This window comes from Sporosarcina sp. ACRSM (assembly GCF_022346545.1).
GTDB lineage: Bacteria > Bacillota > Bacilli > Bacillales_A > Planococcaceae > Sporosarcina.
Genome location: NZ_JAKRNU010000008.1, coordinates 36,288 through 58,460, shown reverse-complemented (window position 1 = coordinate 58,460; position 22,173 = coordinate 36,288). Strand labels below are relative to the sequence as shown.

The following is a 22,173-nucleotide window of genomic DNA, read 5'->3' as shown; positions in this document are numbered from 1 at the left end:
TATAATCGGGAAAAAGTTGTACGGGATCAATTTCCAGTACAACTTTTTCCGTATTCAATTGACTTGATTTTAGAGAAAGCAGGGGTGTAATGGAAAAGGAAGTATTGTGGAATAAAGAATTTATATTCATATCCGTCGCCAATTTTTTTCTCTTTGTTACGTATTATGCATTACTCGTATCTTTTCCTTCGGCTGCCATCCGTAATTACGGTGCAACCGGAATGATTGCTGGTTTATTTACGGCTGTTTTTCTTGTGGCAGCCATCATTATTCGTCCATTTACGGGTCCGTGGATTGAACGACGGGGCAAGCGATTTATAATGATCATTTCATTATTGATTTTTGCGGTAGCTTCTTTTTCCTACAGTTTTTTTGATTCTGTCATTCCTTTGCTTATTTTACGATTTATTCATGGGATTGGCTTCGGAATGGCGACAACCATAACAGGGACCATTATTGCCGACATTGTTCCAGAATCGCGAAAAGGAGAGGGAATGGGCTATTTTGTCATGTCAAGCAATTTGGCGATGGTGCTCGGTCCTTTTATAGCGCTGACGATTTTCAGGGCATTCGATATTTATGTTTTATTTTGGATCGGCGCATTTTTTGCGTTTACGGCATTAGTCTTTGGAGTAGCGACAAGGTTGGAAAAAGAAGAGAAAACGACTATCATGAAAAAACAGCCGATGTTTGAAAAAGCGGCGATGCCTATTTCTTTAACCGTTGCTTTTTTTGCCCTTTCCTATTCAACGGTTTTATCTTTTATGGCGATTTTCGCCGCAGAGCGGGGATTAGGGGCTGAATCCAGTTTCTTTTTTGCAGTCTTTGCGGTTGTACTAATCCTCTCTCGGCCGTTTACGGGAAGGTGGTTTGATCAGTATGGGGCAAATGTAGTCATTTTCCCCGCCATCCTGCTGTTTGGTCTTGGTATGCTTTCCCTTGGTCTATCTCAAGGTGCTTTTTTATTCTTCATTGCTGCCGGGTTGATTGGAGTTGGTTGGGGAACACTCTTTCCATGTTTTCAGACACTAGCGATTCAAAGTGTGGAACCGAAGCGTAGGTCCGTAGCAACGGCCACTTTTCTATCGACATTAGATATTGGCATTGGCGGCGGGTCATTGATCGTCGGAGCATTGGCGGGGGGAATGGATCTTGGAATGATCTACGCTTTTAGTTCCGTTTATATTTTTACGGGCATGGCCGTCTATTATTGGGCCCAAAAGAAGAATGCTATTTCAATAGAAGGAACTCAACAACATCGTGAAGCATAATCTTTAAATTCATTCCACAACCGGTAACCAATTTGAAGTTTAAGGAGTTCGTGATTTCTTGGAATGATGCAATGGCCTATTGTCAATGGGTGGGGAAAGATTGCCGACCGAAGCGGAATGGGAGTATGCGGCGAGAGGCGGACTCATCCAAAAGATATTTCCTTGGGGAGATGAACTGGAACCCAATGGTGAACATCTTTGTAATGTTTGGCAAGGAAAATTCCCGCTTGAAAATACGAAAGCTGATGGCTACTTGAGTACGGCATCTGGCAACACCTTTAAACCGAATGGCTATGGTCTCTATAATATGGTGGGGAATATGTGGGAATGGTGCGCAAACTGGTTTAGCTCCGATTATCATTTAATCGATACCATCAATAATCCAAAAGGATCTTCCACTGGGACAGCAAAATCGATGCGCGGGGGATCCTATCTTTGTCATGAGTCCTATTGTAATCGTTATCGGGTGGCTGCAAGAACATCTAATACGCCCGATAGTTCAACTGGGAATTTGGGATTTCGTTGTGTGAAAAATATTTCTATTATGGATTAAAGATTTTATCAACAGTAGTGTGAACTGATACGCTCATTCATGCTACTGTTTTATTATTAAAATAAAGCATTTTAAATTTTAAGTTACTTTATAGTGACGCTATCTATCAATAACATAATTTATTAATTACACAATATTTGTAATGTTTCGAATGTCAATCCTCACAATTAAGGAAAAAAAACTTACATAACCATTTTTCTGTAGATTACATTCTTTTCTAAGGGATGATATTCTTTAACGAAAGATTTAAAATTTATTACTCGGACGACTTTCAACCAAATAGGAAACAACTTTAAAATAGGTTTGAAAGCGCTATCAAAAAGGGGGTGGCAACTGGGAAATAAGTTGTTTTCGTCAGTTAATTGACAAGTATCAATTATTGTGGGAAGGCCGAAATTATGGGGAAGAAAAGAGGGATTGTATGCGTTGGTTTGTACTTTTGCTATTATTTTTTGGGACGGTTATTAACTTTGCGGATAAGTCAATTATAGGACTTGCAGCTGTTTCTATTATGAAGGATTTTAATCTTTCTTATACGCAATGGGGATTGGTTGGTAGTAGTTATTATTGGTTATTTCCTGTGACTGGGATTTTTGGTGCTGCGTTAGCGGATCGTTTTGGAGCAAAGAAAATACTCGGCTTCTTGATGCTAACATGGACTGTTTTGCAGTTTGGAGTATTGGCGATCACAGCCTTGCCATTACTGATTGTATACAGGGTTTTACTTGGTGTTTTCGAAGCTCCATATACCCCTATTGCTTTCAATCATGTACATAAATGGTTTCCGCCAAAGCAAATCGGATTTGCCACTTCAATTGTTGTAGCTGGCGGTGGAGTTGGAGCAATGGTTGTCGCCCCGCTACTTGTCGCTTTAATAGTCGCATTTGGCTGGAAAGTGGCATTTGCTTTGCTTGGTGCTGCAAGTTTTGTTTGGTTTTTCCTTTTCCAGTTTTTCACTAAAGAAAGTCCTGTGCAAGTTTACAAAGAAAAGCAGAAGAAAGCCCGATTAGAGAAAATTAAGTTGAAGGATTTTCTAGTATTAGTTGCTTCTCCGACTGCTCTATTTACGACATTTGCTTTTTTATCAACTCAATTTTTAATTGTGTGGTTTACGATTTGGTTGCCAATCTATTTAGTGGAAGTCGTTGAGCTGTCTGCAATTCAAATGGGTTATGGTGTGGCGACAATTGGAGTAGTTTCCATCCTTATCTATATTGGCGTATCGGCATTTTCAGATCACCTGTTTAAAAAGAATCAGAATTGGCGTCTATCTAGAGTATACGTAGTTGCTGGAGCGATGGGCATCGGTGCATTATTTTTGGCTTCGGTTACGGTCTTTCAAAATCCAGTTTGGGTTATTATTGCCCTATGTCTGGCAAAAGGATTCACATATGTGATATTACCGATTGGTCCAAGCATCATGATTAATGAGTTGCCCGAAAGAGGAGGTCTGATGGCTAGTATTTTAACTTCGTTTGGTAATCTCGCGGGCATAGTCGGCCCAATCCTAACAGGCTCAATTGTAGCCTTAGCTGGCGCGAATAAAATAGCAGGCTATAATTTGTCCATATTATTTATAGCTGGTCTTGTCTTAATTTTTAGTTTGCTTTTTGCTATTTTTGTTAAACCCAAATTAGCAAAGGTAAGTATGGATGAACAACATGTTAAATTAGAAGAAAAAGAAAGTCGCAAGAAAAATTCAGTTCCAGTTTTATAGTAAAGGTAGGACAAAATTATGTTCAAAAAATTTCTTGAGGATGATTCCCGAAAAAATGAACTTGTAAAACAAACCTATCACTTGATTCATAAACGAAGAACCGTGACAAAAGCGGATTTAATTGAACATATGCAATCAAAGCCAACGACGATGACCCGAGTAATTGAAGAACTTTTACTAAATGGGTGGATCAAAGAAGTGGGAGTGGGTCCGTCAAATGGAGGACGGCCACCTATTTTATACGAGGTGTCCGAAACGATTGCTTGGATCATTGGAATAGATATTTCCCGAACTACCACCCGGATTGTTCTCACAACGATTAATTTTACCATTGTCGAAAGCGAAATCATTCAAATGACAAGAAGTCATACGCCTGAGATTGTATTTGAAGAATTAAATCGGATTATTTGGAAGTGGCTAAAGATATATGCTATTTCTTTTGATCAGTTACTTGGAATTGGTGTCGGAGCAGTGGGGCCTATATTACGTCATGAGAGAAAAATTATGAAACCGGAATCCTTCCTGTCTTTAGGGTGGGAAAATGTAAATGTACCGGCATATTTCAATGATTTTCCGGTAGCCGTGATGTTGGATAATGGGGCAAATACGGCAGCCATGGCAGAACTTTTTGCATGTGGTGAAGTGCATAAAAATATTTTATATTGCATCAACGGTTTTGGAATTAGAGGCGGATTTGTGAATGATGGAAAAATCTTTTATTCAGGATTAGGAGATACCAGTGCTTTAGGACATATGATTGTCCAGGCGGATGGTAAAGTATGTAAATGTGGTAGGCAGGGATGTCTAGCTGCTTATTCCACAATCACTTCGATGGTCGATGAATTTGAAAGGATAAGTGGCGAAAAAAATATGACTTACCATCATTTCCTACATTTAATGCAAGCGGGGGATGAACGTGCTCTTCATATTGCAAACAAAGCAGCATTTTATTTTGGCGTCGGTTTAGCGAATATGGTTAATTCACTTCGTCCAGAGCTTGTGGTACTTCACGGACCACTGATCTATGAAACATCTTCATTTTTTGATGATGCAGTGCGCAGCGCCCAATCTCACATCTTTATGCCTGACCTGTTATCACCTACTTATAAAAAAGGCTCTTTAAGGGAAAATGCAATCGCGCTTGGGGGAGCAATTCAAATTTTCCACTCCTATTTTAATAGTGTGTAATCATTTCTCCACTTTATTCCGTAAAGGAATAAAGTGGACCTGGCTGGTTGTGTATCGTTCGGTGGCGGCTATGAGACTATCTCAGTAATTGAACTAGAGGTTATTCTCAATGCCGGGTCAGTAAATGTTTTACTTTATCAATAGAATCTATCATTTTTTACGGCAGTATCTGATGTGAATTCCCTTTTATTCGCATAATTTCTTTTTGTGAAATCGACGAAATATTCTAGGTATTAAATCTGAAGACATATCTCATATTTGGTGATTTTAGTTAATTGGGATAAAAGAATTATATTCTGAAAGGATTGATAAAATGTTTAAAGATCAAGAAATACCATTTAAAGGTGAAATCGGAAAAACGGTTGATGTCTCGACCCCATGGTGGCCTGAAGAAGAAACGACAGACAAACAAAATCCAAACATTGTCTATATTGTATTAGACGATTTAGGCTTTTCGCAATTAGGTTGCTATGGTTCGGATATTTCCACACCGCATATGGATGAATTGGCGAAAAATGGACTCCGTTATACGAATTTCCATACGTCAGCTATGTGTTCACCTACGAGAGCGTCCTTATTGACGGGACGCAATCCTCATTCGACAGGTGTATCATTTGTCACGGAATTGGATAGCGGGTTTCCGAATTGTCGAGGGAAGGTAAGAAAAGATACCGCAATGCTCAGTGAAGTGCTTCTTGAAGAAGGGTACAACACGTTTGCTGTCGGTAAATGGCATCTGGCACCGGCAAAAGAACAGACGCAGATTGGTCCATTTGATGGTTGGCCACTTGGGCGAGGTTTTGAACAATTTTACGGCTATTTAAGGGGAGCGACGGATCAGTTCCATCCCGATTTAGTAGAAGGGAACCGTCGTGTTTCACAACCGAAAAGTCCGGAAGAAGGCTATCATTTAACTGAAGATTTAACGGATAAGGCAATTGACTATATCCGATTACAGAAGTCAGAAGCACCTCACAAGCCTTTTTTCTGTTATTTATCTTATGCGGCACCGCATGCGCCTCATCAAGCACCAAAGGAATTCATTGAGAAATACAAAGGGAAATACGATAAGGGATGGGATGTTGCAAGAGAAGAGTGGTTTTTAAGGCAAAAAGAGCTGGGAATTATTCCATTGGATGCAAAACTGCCCGAGAGAAATCCAGATGTCAAAGCTTGGGACACGCTTCATGAGGATGAAAAGAGATTGTATGCGAGAATGCAGGAAGTGTTCGCAGGCTTTCTCGAACATACCGATCATCACATCGGTCGTTTCATCCAATGTTTGAAGGACTTGAGACAATTGGATAATACTTTCATTGTTTTATTATCTGACAATGGCGCCTGTGGAATGGGCGGTGAAGGAGGTATGGTCAATACGTGGACGCCATCCTATAACGCAGTGCCGGAAACATTTGAAAGCAAGTTGGCGCGTATTGATGAACTGGGCGGGCCGAACGCGAATAGCCACTATCCGTCCGGTTGGGCTCAAGTCGGAAACACACCATTAAAATGGTACAAAACGTATACACATGCGGGCGGGATTAGGTGTCCACTCATCATTCATTACCCTGAAAAAATAAAGGATAATGGGGCAATTCGTACACAGTACCATTTTGTCACTGATATTATGCCGACGGTGCTGGAGTTAATTAATACGGAAATGCCTGAGGTCTATAAAGGTGTACCGCAAAAACCTGTATACGGGACAAGTCTTCTGTATACGCTGGCTGACGGAGAGGAACCTACCCGTAAGAAAGTGCAACATTATGAAATAGCAGGAAATCGTGCAATTTGGAAAGATGGTTGGAAGGCAGTCGCACGTCACGTAGAAAATACTTCTTTTGATGAAGATCAATGGGAACTATATGATGCAAATAATGATTTCTCAGAATTTAATGACCTTGCTAAGCTTTATCCAGGAAAATTAAAGGAACTGATTGAGGATTGGTGGTCGGAGGCGGAAAAATACGATATCTTCCCATTGGATGGTCGAACCCTCGGTCAAAGACTAAAATTGATTGCGAAACGGGGAAAACAGATTGACGGACCAGTTGAGCGGGTTTTCTATGCGGCACCAGCAATTCACAATGGGCTTCAAGCGCCAGACTTAAGAAACCGATCATTCCAAATCGAAGCTAAAATAGAGCGTACTTCTACAGATGATGATGGTGTCATCGCAGCACATGGTGATCAATCAGGCGGGTATACTTTTTTTGTGAAAAATAACCATCTTTATTTCTATTACAATTTCTCCAATGTAGAGGAATTTGTCGTCAAATCGGAGCAGGAGCTTCCAACAGGCGCTCTTACCGTGTGCTTTACGTTTGATAAAACAGGTGAAGAAGAAGGCGTTGGCAAAATGTTTGTCAATCATGAACAAATTGGTGAGGGGAAGATCCTTCACGCATCTGCACTTGGCTTTTCACGGGCATTATTTTACATTGGACAAAATGAAAGAAACCCGATCAGCCCATTGTACACGGCGCCGTTTCCATTTAAAGGGCAGTTGGATCAAGTAATCTACACAGTAGATGGCTACAAGGAAGACATTGAGGCAGGTGTTTTGCAAGAATTGATGACAGAATAGTATTGGAGAGTAGGATTGGATGAGGATTTCTGACTTAACAAAAGGTAAAAAGAAATATGTTGCATTGGCGCTATTGTTTGTTGGATGGCTTTTGAGTTTCCTGGATCGGATGGTCATGAATATTGCGGTAATTCCGATCAAGGAGGAATTTAACTTAGATCCCTCAATGGTAGGTATCATATTAAGTAGTTTTTTTATTTCGTATGCATGTATGCAAATACCGGGAGGCTGGTTGGCTGATAAAATCGGATCCCGAAAACTTGTAATTTTCGCCATCGCTTTTTGGTCGTTATTTACAATCTTTTCCGGTTTGGCCTGGTCGTTAGCTTCCCTAGTAATCATTCGTATTTTATTCGGAATTGGGGAAGGGTTCTATCCCTCAGCCAGTCAGAAAGGTATATCTGAATTTTTTCCGAAAAATGAAAGGTCAAAAGCCTCGTCTACGATGATGTCATCCAATTTTTTTGGAGCAGCGCTAGGTCCGTTGATCGCTGCGCCTTTAATCGTCTGGTTGGGTTGGAGACATATGTTTGTTGCAATTGGAGTGGTCGGCTTTTTATTGGTTGCTGCATTTTGGTTCTTTTACCGGCCTGCAGCCCAAACGGAAAAAATTGAAGTGAAAATTAAAGAAACAAACAAAGTGCCGTTGAAGAACCTGTTGAACAATTCTGGTATATGGAAAATTGTGGTCATGTGGTTTGCAGCAGGAATCATTAACTGGGGTTTCAGTTCATGGATGCCCATCTATTTAGTGGAAACCCGTAATTTAGATATTCTTTCGGTAGGATTGATTGCTTCAGTACCCGCCCTACTAGGCGGTTTTGCTACCATCTTGAGTGGTATCCTATTGAATAAATATTTTATAAATACGGAAAAGTACTATGCTGCAGGCGGAATGTTGTTAACAACTGTATTTTTGTACTTAATGATTATTTCTGACTCCATGGTTGCGGTTGTGATTTACTGGAATTTAGTTTTCATCTTCAAGAGTTTTGTATTTTCAGTTGCCTTTTCGTTACCACATCAATTGTTACCGAAAGAAGCGATTGGAACTGGCATGGGTATGGTAAATACAGGAGCCCAAGCGGCAGGATTCATCGCTCCAATTGTAATGGGATTCATTATTAGTGCGACGGGTTCGTACGATACTGCATTCTTCTTTTTAGTCGCATGTGGCATTTTATCGACAATCGCGGCATTATCAATCACGAAGAAGGATCGAAAAGTCAGTCCGCAGAATGCAGAAATAGCAATGGAATAACCTAGTTGAAATTGAATTGTATATAAAGGATATTGTTTTATTGATATCTTTCCAGAAAATTGGAGGTGACTTAAAAGTGTTCTTTTAAGTCACCTCTCTTCTTTTTGTGTATAGCCTGTATTATTTGACTAAAAATTAATGTTTCATTCCTACACATTGTAGGTGTGATTTCAAGAAAAGACCGTTTATAATGAAAATACAGAAACTTTGATTGGAGAGATGAACAATGACAATTCAAACGATTGGTGTAGTTGGCGCAGGCTCGATGGGCGCTGGAATTGCAAACCTTGCAGCATTGAATGGATTTAATGTAGTTTTAAGAGATATTGAAGATCGCTTTTTAGAAGGAGCTCTTGCACGACTTGATCAGTTCATGGCCAAAAGTGTTGAGCGTGGGAAAATGACGGAAGAGCAAAAACAAGAAACACTGGCTCGTATTCAAACGACGACAAATCTCGAAGACTTAAAAGATGCCGATGTAGTCATTGAAGCGGTAATTGAAGATATGGACTTAAAGAAAGAAGTTTTCGCTCAACTTGATAACATTGTCAGAGAAGATGTCATTCTAGCAACGAATACATCGTCTATGTCCATTACTGAAATCGCTGCAGCAACAAAACGTCCTGACCGTGTAGCGGGTATGCACTTTTTCAACCCGGCACAGCTCATGAAGCTTGTGGAAGTCGTACGTGGCTATGAAACAAGTGACGAAACTGTAGAAACGTTGAAAGCGCTTTCTACTCAATTGAAAAAAGAAGTCGTTGAAGTGAAAAAAGATACACCTGGGTTTATTGTTAACCGCATTATGATTCCGCAATTTATCGAAGCGATCCGTCTTCTGGAAGAAGGGGTCGCCTCGGCAGAAGATATCGACAAAGCCGTTAAATTCGGTTTGAACTACCCGATGGGGCCATTTGAATTGCAAGACTATGCGGGTGTGGATATCGGCTATTACGTTATGGAATATTTCCAAAATGAATTCAACGATGCACGTTTTGCACCACCATTGCTCATGAAGCAAATGATGAGAGCAGGTCGCTTTGGAAAGAAAGCGGGCGCTGGATTTTACGACTATGAACAAAAAAAGGAGCTCGTGAAACAATGACATATGAATACTTATTATTAGATATTGAAGAAAATGTAGCCACAGTAACGATTAATCGACCACCTGTCAATCCGTTGAATACACAAGTATTTAAAGAATTATCCGAGGTATTTGCGAAGTTGGATGACAATGATGAAGTACGGGCGGTTATTCTGACAGGTAGCGGAGAAAAAGCGTTCGTTGCAGGCGCGGATATTAACGAAATGGCCGGCTTGGATCTTGTCGGCATCAATAAGATGAACAAAGTATCCAGAGCTGTTTTTTCACAAATTGAAAATGCTACGAAGCCGGTCATTGCAGCATTGAACGGTATGGCATTAGGTGGCGGATTTGAACTTGCGTTGGCTTGTGATTTACGCATCAGTTCTGAAAAAGCGAAATTTGCATTCCCTGAAGTAGGTCTTGGTATCATTCCAGGTGGCGGCGGCACACAGCGTTTACAAAAGATCGTTGGACAAGGTGTTGCTAAAGAACTCCTTTACTTCGGTGAGATGTTCGATGCGGCTAAAGCGCTTGAATTGCATATCGTCAATGAAGTTGTATCTGTGGATGAAGTATTGTCAACTGCGAAAGAATGGGCAAAGAAACTTGCGAGCAAGCCACCGGTCGCTCTCCAGATGTTGAAACTTGCAGTGAATACAGGAAGCAATACGGATATCGAATCAGGTTTAATCATTGAAAGCGCTTGTTTTGGCAACGCCTTTTCGACGGAAGATCGAAAAGAAGGATTGAATGCGTTTGTTGAAAAGAGAAAACCGGTTTACGCTGGGCGTTAACTGTAGAATCGACAGCAATGAAGTATCCAGATGCACAGCCCATCAGGGTACTTCATTTTTTTATCTTCATTCAGCAGAAAACTCCCACCTCCATAGGTGGCGAGATGAATGCTTTTTGGTTTACTGTTCGGTGGGTGTTCAAACATCCGCTGAACGAAGATAAAGCCTCCGGCGGATGTCACAGATTTTGAAAGGAGTTAATCGAGCAAGCTCGATTCGAAATCTGGACGCAATCACGCCGAGGCATGATTGATAAACAAACGAGCGTATTTGAATTCAGTTGACAGATTGAAATGGTGATTCTCGCTTCAAGCAGGAGGAAATTGAATATGACAAAAGATAAAAATCGAATGACAGTTTATGAACTTCTTTGTCTTGCAGAATCAATCCATCATAACAAAGAGGCTATTTACGATTTGACACAACGCGTTTCGTATCGTCAATTAAAAAAAGACGTTGATCAACTAGCAGCTTCCTTCATCGAACAAGGTTTTAAAAAAGGGGACCGGATTGCAGTTGCATTGCCGAACTGGTATGAAACAACCGTCATTTTTTTCGCTGTGGCGAAAATCGGTGCGATTCTTGTGCCGTTTAATCCGAGTTATAAAGCACATGAAGTTCAATATATTTTACATCATGCGGAACCGAAAGCCCTTTTCGTTACAGAAAAGTTCGATGGACGTATTCTTGAAGAGGATCAACCTCTAATCATAACGGTTCGCTTTGAGCAACAAGGAACAACTTCCTATGCAGATTTGTTAAACGAAAGACTTTCGGAGGCAGACGAAGCGGTGCTAGATGTAGATGAAGACGTGTACTGCTTGCTCTATACATCGGGTACGACGGGCACACCAAAAGGCGTTATGATTACGCATAGAGGCGTGATCCAGTCGGCCAATACGCTTGCTAAAGAATTGCGCTGCACAGAGCAAGATGTATTTCTAATTGCTGCACCTCTTTTTCATATTTTTGGCATGGCATGTAATCTATTTACAGGGCTAACGGTCGGGGCACGTATGGTCATCAAGGAAAAATATCATCCGAGGGAAATGCTTGTATTGATTGAACAGGAACGGGTGACGATTCAGCAAGGTGTGCCGACAATGTTTTTGAAAGAGTTGGAAGTGGAAGATTTTGATCACTTCGATTTATCCACTTTACGTGCTGGAATGGTCGGGGCATCCCCAATACCGCCGAACAAAGTGAAAGAAGTGCGTGATCGTCTTGGAATGAATCTATGTCAATCTTTTGGAATAACCGAGACTTGTACTGTAACCATGACTCCTTACGATGATGATGAGCAAAAAATCATCCGTTCACTTGGAAAAGCAATACCGGGCGTACGGTTGAAAATTGTCGATGAAAATCGGAGTGAACTGCCGGCAGGGCAAACAGGAGAAATTGCGATACATAGTTTCGGAACGATGAAAGGCTACTATAAGATGCCTGAAGAGACAGCCCGGGTAGTTGACGCTGAAGGCTGGTTCTATACAGGAGATCTCGGGATACTGGATGATGAAGGCTATTTATACTTTGTGGGACGCGCGAAAGAGATGATTATACGCGGTGGCTACAATATCTACCCGCAAGAGATTGAGGCGGTATTGACAAAACATCCTGCTGTGTCGAATTCGGCAGTTATCGGCCTTCCTGATGACGTATTAGGGGAAGTTGTCTGTGCAGTCATTCAATTGAAGAATGGCCAATCCACTTCGGAAGAAGAACTGAAAAACTATTTGAAAGAACAGATCGCCACTTATAAAGTACCGGGTAAAATCATTTTTACAGAAGAGTTTCCCTCCACGGCTAGCGGCAAAATACAAAAGGTGAAGTTGCGGGAAGAGCTTATGTCAACCATCAATAGCCCTGTATCGCACTAAAAGGAGTGAAAGAAAGAGATGGTAGTTAAAGGGAAAGAGATAAAACATTTTCTAACTGGCAACATCGAGGCCGAAGAGATCTTTACACCGGAAGATTTTTCTGATGAACATGAAATGATAGTGGATTTGGCAGAGAAATTTGTTATGAATGAAGTGATGCCGTCACTGGAAAAAATCGAAAATCAGGAATTTACTGAAACGATCCGTCTTATTAAAGAAGCGGGTGATCTTGGACTGATTGGTGCAGATATTCCGGAGGAAGACGGTGGAATGGATCTTGGAAAAGTAAGCGGTGCCATTATTTCTGAAAAGATGGCGTATGGCCGTTCCTTTTCGATCACATTTGGCGGGCAAACCGGTATAGGTGCGCTACCAATCGCCTATTTTGGAAATAAAGAGCAAAAAGAACGCTATTTACCTAAATTGCTAACAGGTGAGAAAATTGCAGCCTATGCATTGACAGAACCATCTGCAGGAACGGATGCAATGGGCCTGAAAACTTCCGCAAAACTGACGGATGACGGTAAGTATTATGTGTTAAACGGCGAGAAGCAATGGATAACAAACTCAGCTTTTGCAGATGTTTTTATCGTCTATGCGAAAGTGGATGGCACTCAAATAACTGCTTTTATTGTTGAAAAAGGTTATGAAGGACTATCGACCAGTCCTGAAGAGAAGAAAATGGGACTGAAAGGTTCTTCCACACGCTCACTTATTTTAGACAATGTGAAAGTGCCTGCTGAAAACGTAATCGGCGAAATCGGCCGCGGACATATTATCGCCTTTAATGTCTTGAATATTGGTCGATATAAAATGGCATCGACAGCACTTGGTTCTTCCAAACGTTCGATTGAGCTGGCAGTGAAGTATGCCAATGAGCGGAAGCAATTCGGCAATTCGCTTTCTGACTTCAACTTGATCAAACAGAAAATTGCCGATATGACAATCCGCACATATGCCAATGAAAGCAGTGTATATCGCACGGCGGGGGCTATGCAAAATGGTTTTGAAGAGATGAAGCAGACAGGCGAAGATTACGGCAAAACGATTGCACGTTTTGCAGTCGAATGTTCGATCAATAAAGTCATGTCGACGGAAGCGTTGGACTTTGTCGTTGATGAAGCGGTGCAAATTCACGGAGGTTATGGCTATATGGCCGAATACGAAGTGGAGACAATCTACCGCGATTCACGGATCAACCGTATTTTCGAAGGGACTAATGAAATTAATCGTATTATTATCGCATCGACCTTATTGAAGAAGTATAGTGGACATAGTGAACTGAATCAGATTGGCAATGGTCCGCTAGAGCGCGCAAAACAGACACTTAAACTGATGAAAGATTATTATGAGGCGACGATCCAAGCTATTCAGAAAGCTGGAATTGATAATCTAAACAAAGAACAAGAAGTGGCTGCTTTTCTAGCAGATCTTGCAATTGGGATTTATAGGAGTGAAAGCGCTGTCCTTCGTGCCGAAAAAGCGTTCAATCGTTCTGGAGAAGAAAAAAGTAGTCAAAAGCTTGATTGTGCAAAAATTGTTGTCCACGAAACTGCACAACAATGTGCAATCCAAGGGTTGAATATGGCCGGTTATCTTCGCGATGACGAAACTTTCTTACACGCTGCTGGTCGACTGATTTCCAGTAGTTCCGAAAACATTGTGGAAACAAAAAGACGCATTGCAGACCGGGTCATTGCTGCAGACCGTTATGTTGTTTAATCGAAAACAAATTATTTAGAAGAGGTGTATAGAATGACAGAAATCGTTTTATTGGAAGGTGCACGGACACCATTTGCAAAGATTTCGGGGTCTTTTCGCGATATTTCAGCAACTGAATTAGGCGTGATTGCCGCAAAAGAAGCAATCCGCAAATCGAATATTAACGCCGAAGACATTGACCAAGTCGTCTTCGGAAACGTTCAACAATCGAGTAAAGATGCTCATATTTTGGCGCGGCATGTCGGTTTGAAAGCAGGTACTCGACTTGAGACGCCCGGTTTGACAATTAACCGTGTTTGCGGTACGGGAATCGAAGCGATTTTAACAGGAGCTCGGTATATCTTGGCAGGCGAAGCGGAAGTCGTATTGGCAGGCGGCACGGAAAGTATGAGCCGAGTGCCACATGTTATTCCTGGTATGAGATGGGGAAGTCCCCTCGGCGGTCCGGTCATCGAAGACTGGTTATGGGATGGTCTGCTCGATACGAACTGTGGCTTTACAATGGCGGAAACCGCGGAAAATCTTGCGGAAAAATATCGGATTTCACGTGAAGAAGTGGATGCACATGCGCTTGCCAGCCATACTCGTGCCATCGAAGCGAGAGAAAAAGGCTATTTTAAAGAAGAAATTGTTCCGGTCACTGTTAAAGGGCGTAAAGGCGATATCGTCATCGATGAAGATGAGCACATCCGCGAAACTTCCATGCAACAGCTTGGAAAACTTCCTGCGCGCTTCGTCGAAAACGGAGTTGTGACACCAGGAAATGCAAGCGGTATGGTGGATGGTGCTGCAGCAGTGGTCATTGTCTCTAGTGAATATGCAGAGCGAAATGGCCTAAAACCGATTGCTCGTCTTGTCTCGTGGGATGTGGTAGGTGTCGAGCCTAAATATATGGGAATCGGTCCTGTCCCGGCGATTCAAGGCGCTTTGAAAAAGGGGGATCTACATGTGGAAGACTTGGACTTGATTGAAATTAACGAAGCCTTTTCAGCACAATATCTAGCTTGCCAAAAAGAACTTGGGTTTGACTTGGAAATCGGAAACGTCAATGGTGGTGCCGTTGCACTTGGACATCCACTTGCGGCAAGCGGAACGAGAATTTCGCATACGCTCATTAAAGAATTACAAAGACGAAACAAAAAATATGGCGCATCTGCGGTCTGCATCGGTGGGGGACAAGGCATCGCGGCGATTTGGGAAGCTCTTGACTAATATTCATTAACCTAACGAATGCCTATGAAAAATATTTCAGGCACTCGTTAGGTTTACTGTTATTTCGTTTACACTTTTGATTTTTCGAAGTAAGGAGTATAGAAGGAATGAAAGATTTCACAACAATCGAGGGGGAGAAATGTGGCTAACTTAAAAACGAATCTAAATGTCAGTGATACATTAAGAGCTACAGCTACTCGTTTACCGAATCGAGAAGCAATCTATGATGAATCAAGACGAATGACATATGGACAGTTGGATCAAGAAGTGACAAACCTTGCCAAAGGGCTCATACGGATCGGTGTGACAAGCGGGGATCGTGTAGCAGTTGCATTGACAAACTCCTGTGAATACGTCACGGCATTTTTTGCCATTGCCCGGGTCGGAGCGGTCTTAATTCCACTCAATCCATTTTTCAGTAAAGAAGAAAGTGTCTATATTTTGCAACAGGCAGAGGCAAAAGCTCTTTTTTGTGATACTGAGAGTTATTATTCTGAATTGAGCCAGGAGACTGAAACACTATCAACGCTCATTTCTGTTCGTTTCCAAGCGGCAGATTATATGAACTATACCGAATTACTAGTCGGGCATAATTCAGAAGAAGTCCGTGTCGCCCCAACTGAAGATTTATTTGCCATCATGTTTACATCAGGAACGACAGGCCGTCCAAAAGGTGCAATGTTGACGCATGAAAATGTATTGTTTTCTGCCATGGCAGGTTCCGAAAGGATGAAATGTACAGAGGAGGATGTGTTTTTAATCCCAAACCCTCTTTTCCACGTCATGGGAGTGACTTTCATCCTTCGTGCAACTTATTGTGGCGGGAAACTGGTCATCATGCAGAAATACTCGGTGAAAACTGCATTGTCGCTTATTGAAACGGAGAAAGTGACGGTCCACCCAGGCGTGCCGACAATGTTTATTTTAGAGCTGAATTCTCCAGATTTTAATAACTATGATCTGAGTTCACTTCGTACAGGGGAAATGGCAGCGGCGCCCTGTCCGGTAGAAATTGTCAAACAAATCCGTTCGAAAATGAATTGTAATGTTCTTGTCGCCTATGGCTCGACGGAAACAGCCGCGACACTGACAATGACTGGATTTGACGATGACGATACCTTGCGTTCGGAAACCGTCGGTCGTCCAGTACACGGCGTAGAGGTGAAGGTGGTCGATGATCATCGGAAAGAATGCGCTGTCGGTGCAGTCGGGGAACTGGTTTGTAAAGGACCAGGAGTGACAAAAGGTTATTATAAAATGCCGGAAGAAACCGTCAAAGTGATTGATCATGAAGGCTGGTTTTACACGGGCGATATGGCGACAATCGATGAAAATGGTTACGTAAGAATCGTCGGACGAAAAAAGGAATTGATTATTCGTGGCGGCTATAATATTTACCCACGTGAGCTTGAAGAAGCGCTCCACCAACATCCTGCCATAGCAGATGCGGCTGTCATTGGCCTTCCCGATGAATTATTCGGGGAACTGACATGTGCTTGCATCGTTTTAAAAGAAAATATTACGACAACTGAGGAACAACTGTTGGCGTATATGAAAGAGCGGCTCGTCAAATATAAAGTTCCAGATAAATTTATTATTTTAGACAAATTACCGATCACAGCATCAGGGAAAATAAGCAAATTAAAGTTGAAGGAACAACTCGACAATCATATTTCCATCACATCTTAAAAGAAGTTGTCTAGTATTACTTGTCAACGGACTAAAGGGAAACTAAATTACAGCATGTACTGCAAAAAAGAGTGTAGACAAGTCAAAAATAACTTTGTCTACACTCTTTTTTTAGAAAAATACTATGAATTGGAAATTTGTGTTATGGATTTGTGTACCCAAATGTTTTAGATATCGCTTGTTGCATCTTCAGTAAATATTGGCTTGTTTCGTCACCGATCGCACTCGGTATGTCTGGTGTGAATCCGACAACTGCAATGATCCCGACAAGTTCTTCACTGTATGACAGGATAGGTAGCGATACGGAAGAGATGGAAGTGATCAATGGCTCCTTTGCAAAAGCGATCTTTTCTTCTTTAATTTTATGGAATTCCTTATCTTCATCTGTCATGGAAGGTTCTGCTGCCACCCGCCAATTTTCGGTGATGTGATTATTATAAAATACGTTGAAAATCTTTCCGGAAGACGAGTTAGGTGGTAGTAATGTACCGATTTGTGCTCCTATATTGAGAATTTGATCTGGGCTCCAAATCTTAGCGATAACAGGCCCGTTTGTAGTACCGACAGCAAATAATACAGAACACTTCGTCTGCTGGCTGATTGTTTGTAAATAAGGGGTTATCTGCTCCACTACATCTTGCTTGCCGATCGCAGTCGTCCCATATTGAATGAGCTTAGGACCAAGATGATAGAGCCCTGTTGAACTTTCTCGGATGAGTAAATCGAGTTGTGTCAATGTATTCATGTATTTATACAAATTACTTTTGGTCATTTTCGTTTTTTCTTGTATTTCTGCGAATTTCATAGGTTTTCCGTTATTCACGATCACATCGATGATCCCGATTCCGATTTGTAATGATTGGATGGTGGATCCATTTTTTTTGATTTCTATCATAATGTCTCTACTCCCTCTGTTCTCTTAGTTATTAGTATAGCAAAAAACAGTCCTCTAAAAAATTTCAAATAATTTTGTATTGACTTTAATTATTAGAATACTGTAAAATACACTTATGGTAAACCTCGTTCACTATTAGTGGAATAAAAAAGGTTTGATTGTATAAGAATGAATGAGGAGAAGCGAAACTATGAACTATACTTATTCAGGAGGTTTTCATTATGAGCAATGATCAAAACAATCCAATTATTATCATAGGCGGAGGTATTGGTGGTTTAGCAACTGCCTTAGGACTTGCGGAAAATAAAAAGTACGTCAAAGTACTGGAACAGGCTCCGGAATTTTTGGAAATCGGTGCTGGAATCCAGCTTGCAGCGAACGCAACAAATGTTTTACAGCGTTTTGGCGTGATGGATAAAATCAATGAAATTGCAGTATTTCCAAAAAGGCTTGTTCTCATGGATGCTTATACAGGCAAAGAGCTTTCTGCATTGGACCTTGGAGATGTGTATAAAGAGAGATATGGAGCGCCTTATATCGTGCTACACCGCTCAGATCTCCATAAAGCCTTATATGATGTTTGTGCGGAAAGCCCTTACATTGAATTAGTTACCGATCAGTCCATTGTAAAAACTGAGGAAGCGAATGGCGCGGTGACCGTCACGGCTGCAAATGGTGATGTACATACAGGTTCTGCGGCAATCGGAGCTGATGGACTATGGTCCAATACTCGTAAACTCTTTGTTGATGATCAGCCGATCTGTTCTGAATATGTGGCCTACCGAGGAGCAATCCCGATGGAGGATGTAACTGAAGTTGGCAATCTTGATGATGTCTATATGTGGATCGGGCCGAATTTCCACCTTGTTCAATATCCTGTTCGACGCGGTGAACTTTACAATCAAGTCGTCGTTTTCAAAAGTTCTGAATACCGCGAAGAAATTCAGTTTACAGACGAATGGGGGACGCCGGAAGAAATGGACCGTGTGTTTGAAGGAACCTGTAGCCTCGTACAAACAGCGCTTACATTCATTCAGCGTCAAAAGAGATGGCCGATGTATGACCGTGAACCGCTCAATAATTGGACGAAAGGACGTATCACTTTAACGGGCGATGCAGCACATCCAATGCTTCAATATCTCGCTCAAGGTGCATGTCAAGCATTCGAAGATGCAGCGTATTTGGCTGACATGGTGGAAGAATGTGACGAAGATATTGAAACAGCATTCTTGAAATATCAAGAAGAACGCATTCCAAGAACGGCTTATGTTCAAAATAATGCACGTCTATGGGGAGAAATCATCCATGCTGTCGCACCGGAAACGATCCTTCTGCGTGATACGATCTTGAAAAACCGTGCTTCGGAAGATTTTCAATTTGTGGATAAGTTCCATGGTTACAATAAAAACAAAGTGACACATTGAGCCGAGTTTGCATTCTGAATAATTAATTCACTACAAATAATTAGATGAACAAGAATATTGACAATCTAATGAAATATGATTATCTTATATAATGAGTAGACAAAGTATCCTAGTAGTGGAATATATTTTTGGATTGAATTATCTAAAAAAACGGGATAATGAATGCGTTTACTAACTGATAATTTCGTAAAAATTTACTATGAGTTGAAAGGGAGAGTCATATGAAACTAATTACTTTTACTACTGCAGGATTTTCAAGAATTGGTGCACTTGTCGACGGAGATAAAGTAGTCGATTTAAACTATGCTTACCAGTCACAACTTCAAAATGAAGGCAAATACCGTTTTGAAGAAATTGCAGAAGCTTATGTGCCAGCTAAAATGGAAGGCTTCCTGCAAGGCGGAAAAGAAAGTTTGGAAATTGCAAGGGCAGCTGTCGACTTTGCACTTGAACATCCGAATAGCTTCAAACATCAGCTCGTCTATGATAAAAGCGATGTGAAAGTGGAAGCGCCAGTGACACAACCAGGAAAGATATTCTGTGTTGGTCATAACTACCGAGAGCATATTTTGGAAATGGGCCGTGAATTACCGTCCAATCCAGTTTTATTCGCCAAGTTTGCGAATACAATTATCGGTCCGGAAGATGACATCCCATTCCATCCAATTTCGGAACAGCTTGACTATGAAGCTGAATTCACATTTGTCATCGGTAAACAAGCACGCAATGTCTCCGAAGAAGATGCTCTGGACTACGTAGCGGGCTATACGATTACGAATGATGTGACATACCGTGATATCCAAAGACGTACACTTCAATGGCTACAAGGGAAAACGGTTGATGGAAGTGCACCGATGGGACCTTGGCTGATCACTTCCGATGAATTGACGAACCCGTCAGGCCTTGACGTAGTGCTGACGGTTAACGGTGAAGTGAGACAAAAAACGAATACAGAAAACCTAGTCTTCTCTGTTCCAAAACTTGTTTCATTCCTATCGAATCTTGTCACACTTGAGCCAGGGGATGTCATCTTAACAGGAACACCAGGTGGCGTAGGCGTTGCAATGGATCCACCGACATTCTTGAAAGATGGCGATGTTGTACGAATTGAAATTGATAAAGTTGGTGTCTTGGAGAACAAAGTGTCCCTACAAAAGGAGGAAATTAAAGATGACAGTCGTCGCAGTGAACCAATCCATTCAAGCAATTAATAACAGCATTGATGCAATTTTGAAGGTTTCAGATAATTTATCGGAAGAGACGATTCGTTGGAATCCGACTAATGAAGAATGGTCTATTTTGCAAATCATCTCTCACTTAAATGAAGCGGTTCCATATTGGCTCAACGAAATTGATCGCGTGTTGGCAGAGCCGGGTGCTCAATGGGGACGCGGATTGCAAGATTCGGCACGTTTAGCTGCAGTGGTCAATCCGGATGAGTTGAACGTTTCCGAGCAGTTCGCTGAATTCAAAGAGCTCAAGCAAAAAGTGGCAGATGGCTTAGAGAATTTGAGCGAAGAAGATCTGAAAGCAGAAAACCCTCACCGTAATTTCGAAAAATTCGGCAATAAGCCGGTCTCGTTCATGATCGAACATTTCCTCGAGGAACATGTAGAGAAGCATTATAGCCAAGTGCAACGCAATCTAAGTAAGCTCGACTGATAAGGACGGATCCATCAATTACACGACAAAAGAATAGGATGTGTTTTGAATGGCAGAAGTGAAAGATGATGTTAAAGAATTCATGGGCAGTGATACGGTAAAGGATTTCACGAAAGATATCCAGCAGTATAATCTTGGACCACTTTGGGAAGCGATTCCGGCAATTATGAACAAATCGCCGAAGCCGCAAGCTGAAGCATATCTCTGGAGCGGTGAGTTATTGAACAAAAAGCTGATGGAAGCAGCTGAAATTTTCACACCCGAGCGTGGCGGGGAGCGACGTGCCATCTATTTCCAAAACCCGGGATTGACTTACCGCCAACCGTGGGGCTGGGCATCGACAACGCAAACTTTATATGCTGCTGTCCAATTGCTACTTCCTGGTGAAGAAGCTCCATCGCATCGTCATACACAAAGCGCACTTCGTTTTATATCGGAAGGGGAAGGAGCCTACACAATCGTCCAAGGTGAGCGTCTCTTCATGGAAGAAGGAGATTTCCTGACAACGCCGAAAAATTTATGGCATGGACACGGACATCTTGGAGATAAACCGATGATCTGGATGGATGCACTCGATATTCCAACTATCTATTCAATCGGAGGCACGTTCTTTGAACCGTATGCCGATGGATTACAGCAGCCGGATGTACCGGATAATTTCTCGGAGCTCCGGTATAACGGTGGAATTGTTCGTCCTGTCGGAGACGGCAAGTTTACAGTTGCCCCGCTTGCAAATTATAAGTGGACGCGCACCGTTGATGCGATTAAAGGTTTAATGAATTTTGATCCGGATCCGTATGATGGCTTCGCGATCGAATATATCAACCCTTCAACAGGGAAATCGGCGAACCCAACGATGGGATCACGCATGCAACATTTACCGAAAGGATTCCATACGAAAGCGCATCGCCATACCCATTCGGTCATTTACCATGCGCATAAAGGTTCAGGCTATACAGTCATTAACGGTATCCGTTTCGATTGGAAGAAAGGCGATTACTTCGTTGTTCCAAACTGGGCTTGGCATGAACATGTCGCTTCAGAAGATGCGTATCTATTCTCGGTCAACGACTTGCCGATCATGGATCGCTTCGAATTGGAACAGGAACAAGTATATGATTCGAATAATGGACATCAGGATGTCACAGATGAATTTAAAGCGGTTCGATGAAGTGAACCACTAAATGCAATGAAACAGTGAAAGAAGGTCGAGGACCCCTTTTTCAAACAG

Annotated in this window: 16 protein-coding genes and 1 pseudogene; 16 read left to right on the top strand and 1 reads right to left on the bottom strand. The window is 41.7% G+C overall.

Annotated features, from left to right (window positions below; translation table 11 throughout):
- Positions 1 to 89 precede the first annotated feature (89 nt).
- The 12 genes and pseudogenes from MHZ95_RS13510 to MHZ95_RS13455 all read left to right on the top strand — a co-directional run bounded on the left by MHZ95_RS13510 (position 90) and on the right by MHZ95_RS13455 (position 16,961).
- A complete protein-coding gene (locus MHZ95_RS13510; RefSeq protein ID WP_239391293.1) occupies positions 90 to 1,271 on the top strand; it encodes an MFS transporter in 1,182 nt (393 codons plus the stop codon).
- Between the two features lie 53 nt (positions 1,272 to 1,324).
- A pseudogene (locus MHZ95_RS13505) lies at positions 1,325 to 1,824 on the top strand (formylglycine-generating enzyme family protein); the annotation flags it as partial.
- Positions 1,825 to 2,245: 421 nt separating this feature from the next.
- Positions 2,246 to 3,541, top strand: coding sequence for an MFS transporter (locus MHZ95_RS13500; protein ID WP_239391291.1), 1,296 nt, complete (start codon positions 2,246 to 2,248; stop codon positions 3,539 to 3,541).
- Between the two features lie 18 nt (positions 3,542 to 3,559).
- The gene (locus tag MHZ95_RS13495) at positions 3,560 to 4,729 is read left to right on the top strand and encodes an ROK family protein (RefSeq protein WP_239391289.1); all 1,170 of its coding nucleotides are present in this window, start codon (positions 3,560 to 3,562) and stop codon (positions 4,727 to 4,729) included.
- Between the two features lie 313 nt (positions 4,730 to 5,042).
- Complete coding sequence (locus MHZ95_RS13490; protein WP_239391288.1) at positions 5,043 to 7,316, top strand: arylsulfatase; 2,274 nt, start codon at positions 5,043 to 5,045, stop codon at positions 7,314 to 7,316.
- A 19-nt stretch (positions 7,317 to 7,335) separates the two neighbouring features.
- Positions 7,336 to 8,577, top strand: a complete 1,242-nt coding sequence (locus MHZ95_RS13485) for an MFS transporter (RefSeq protein ID WP_239391286.1) — start codon at positions 7,336 to 7,338, stop codon at positions 8,575 to 8,577.
- Between the two features lie 226 nt (positions 8,578 to 8,803).
- Positions 8,804 to 9,682, top strand: coding sequence for a 3-hydroxyacyl-CoA dehydrogenase family protein (locus MHZ95_RS13480; protein WP_239391284.1), 879 nt, complete (start codon positions 8,804 to 8,806; stop codon positions 9,680 to 9,682).
- A complete protein-coding gene (locus MHZ95_RS13475) occupies positions 9,679 to 10,458 on the top strand; it encodes an enoyl-CoA hydratase/isomerase family protein (RefSeq protein WP_239391283.1) in 780 nt (259 codons plus the stop codon). The genes MHZ95_RS13480 and MHZ95_RS13475 overlap by 4 nt, the downstream gene beginning before the upstream one ends.
- A 329-nt stretch (positions 10,459 to 10,787) precedes the next feature.
- Positions 10,788 to 12,338: a class I adenylate-forming enzyme family protein gene (locus MHZ95_RS13470; protein ID WP_239391281.1), complete on the top strand. Its 1,551-nt coding sequence runs from the start codon at positions 10,788 to 10,790 to the stop codon at positions 12,336 to 12,338.
- Between the two features lie 18 nt (positions 12,339 to 12,356).
- Complete coding sequence (locus MHZ95_RS13465) at positions 12,357 to 14,060, top strand: acyl-CoA dehydrogenase family protein (protein WP_239391279.1); 1,704 nt, start codon at positions 12,357 to 12,359, stop codon at positions 14,058 to 14,060.
- Positions 14,061 to 14,093: 33 nt separating this feature from the next.
- Positions 14,094 to 15,272 (top strand): acetyl-CoA C-acetyltransferase, encoded by a 1,179-nt coding sequence (locus tag MHZ95_RS13460; protein WP_239391277.1) that lies wholly within the window; start codon positions 14,094 to 14,096, stop codon positions 15,270 to 15,272.
- Positions 15,273 to 15,413: 141 nt separating this feature from the next.
- Positions 15,414 to 16,961 (top strand): class I adenylate-forming enzyme family protein, encoded by a 1,548-nt coding sequence (locus MHZ95_RS13455; RefSeq protein WP_239391275.1) that lies wholly within the window; start codon positions 15,414 to 15,416, stop codon positions 16,959 to 16,961.
- A 142-nt stretch (positions 16,962 to 17,103) separates the two neighbouring features.
- On the opposite strand, the gene MHZ95_RS13450 is transcribed toward MHZ95_RS13455, so the two are convergent.
- Positions 17,104 to 17,856, bottom strand: a complete 753-nt coding sequence (locus tag MHZ95_RS13450; RefSeq protein ID WP_239391273.1) for an IclR family transcriptional regulator — start codon at positions 17,854 to 17,856, stop codon at positions 17,104 to 17,106.
- A gap of 221 nt (positions 17,857 to 18,077) precedes the next feature.
- Here MHZ95_RS13450 and MHZ95_RS13445 point away from each other — a divergent pair, with 221 nt between their 5' ends.
- The 4 genes from MHZ95_RS13445 to MHZ95_RS13430 all read left to right on the top strand — a co-directional run bounded on the left by MHZ95_RS13445 (position 18,078) and on the right by MHZ95_RS13430 (position 22,113).
- On the top strand, positions 18,078 to 19,280 hold the full coding sequence (locus tag MHZ95_RS13445; RefSeq protein ID WP_239391272.1) for an FAD-dependent monooxygenase: 1,203 nt from the start codon (positions 18,078 to 18,080) through the stop codon (positions 19,278 to 19,280).
- A gap of 221 nt (positions 19,281 to 19,501) precedes the next feature.
- Positions 19,502 to 20,491, top strand: coding sequence for a fumarylacetoacetate hydrolase family protein (locus MHZ95_RS13440; RefSeq protein ID WP_239391270.1), 990 nt, complete (start codon positions 19,502 to 19,504; stop codon positions 20,489 to 20,491).
- A complete protein-coding gene (locus tag MHZ95_RS13435; protein WP_239391268.1) occupies positions 20,451 to 20,942 on the top strand; it encodes a DinB family protein in 492 nt (163 codons plus the stop codon). Before MHZ95_RS13440 ends, MHZ95_RS13435 begins: the two co-directional genes overlap by 41 nt.
- A gap of 49 nt (positions 20,943 to 20,991) precedes the next feature.
- On the top strand, positions 20,992 to 22,113 hold the full coding sequence (locus MHZ95_RS13430; RefSeq protein WP_239391266.1) for a cupin domain-containing protein: 1,122 nt from the start codon (positions 20,992 to 20,994) through the stop codon (positions 22,111 to 22,113).
- The last annotated feature ends 60 nt before the right edge of the window (positions 22,114 to 22,173 follow it).

Bases quoted from the DNA above. Each gene is read 5' to 3' on its own strand.
- MHZ95_RS13465 (WP_239391279.1), top strand. From the start codon at position 12,357: ATGGTAGTTAAAGGGAAAGAGATAAAACATTTTCTAACTGGCAACATC.
- MHZ95_RS13470 (WP_239391281.1), top strand. From the start codon at position 10,788: ATGACAAAAGATAAAAATCGAATGACAGTTTATGAACTTCTTTGTCTT.
- MHZ95_RS13430 (WP_239391266.1), top strand. From the start codon at position 20,992: ATGGCAGAAGTGAAAGATGATGTTAAAGAATTCATGGGCAGTGATACG.
- MHZ95_RS13475 (WP_239391283.1), top strand. From the start codon at position 9,679: ATGACATATGAATACTTATTATTAGATATTGAAGAAAATGTAGCCACA.
- MHZ95_RS13495 (WP_239391289.1), top strand. From the start codon at position 3,560: ATGTTCAAAAAATTTCTTGAGGATGATTCCCGAAAAAATGAACTTGTA.
- MHZ95_RS13510 (WP_239391293.1), top strand. From the start codon at position 90: ATGGAAAAGGAAGTATTGTGGAATAAAGAATTTATATTCATATCCGTC.
- MHZ95_RS13445 (WP_239391272.1), top strand. From the start codon at position 18,078: ATGAGCAATGATCAAAACAATCCAATTATTATCATAGGCGGAGGTATT.
- MHZ95_RS13460 (WP_239391277.1), top strand. From the start codon at position 14,094: ATGACAGAAATCGTTTTATTGGAAGGTGCACGGACACCATTTGCAAAG.
- MHZ95_RS13440 (WP_239391270.1), top strand. From the start codon at position 19,502: ATGAAACTAATTACTTTTACTACTGCAGGATTTTCAAGAATTGGTGCA.
- MHZ95_RS13490 (WP_239391288.1), top strand. From the start codon at position 5,043: ATGTTTAAAGATCAAGAAATACCATTTAAAGGTGAAATCGGAAAAACG.
- MHZ95_RS13450 (WP_239391273.1), bottom strand. From the start codon at position 17,856: ATGATAGAAATCAAAAAAAATGGATCCACCATCCAATCATTACAAATC.
- MHZ95_RS13480 (WP_239391284.1), top strand. From the start codon at position 8,804: ATGACAATTCAAACGATTGGTGTAGTTGGCGCAGGCTCGATGGGCGCT.
- MHZ95_RS13500 (WP_239391291.1), top strand. From the start codon at position 2,246: ATGCGTTGGTTTGTACTTTTGCTATTATTTTTTGGGACGGTTATTAAC.
- MHZ95_RS13435 (WP_239391268.1), top strand. From the start codon at position 20,451: ATGACAGTCGTCGCAGTGAACCAATCCATTCAAGCAATTAATAACAGC.
- MHZ95_RS13485 (WP_239391286.1), top strand. From the start codon at position 7,336: ATGAGGATTTCTGACTTAACAAAAGGTAAAAAGAAATATGTTGCATTG.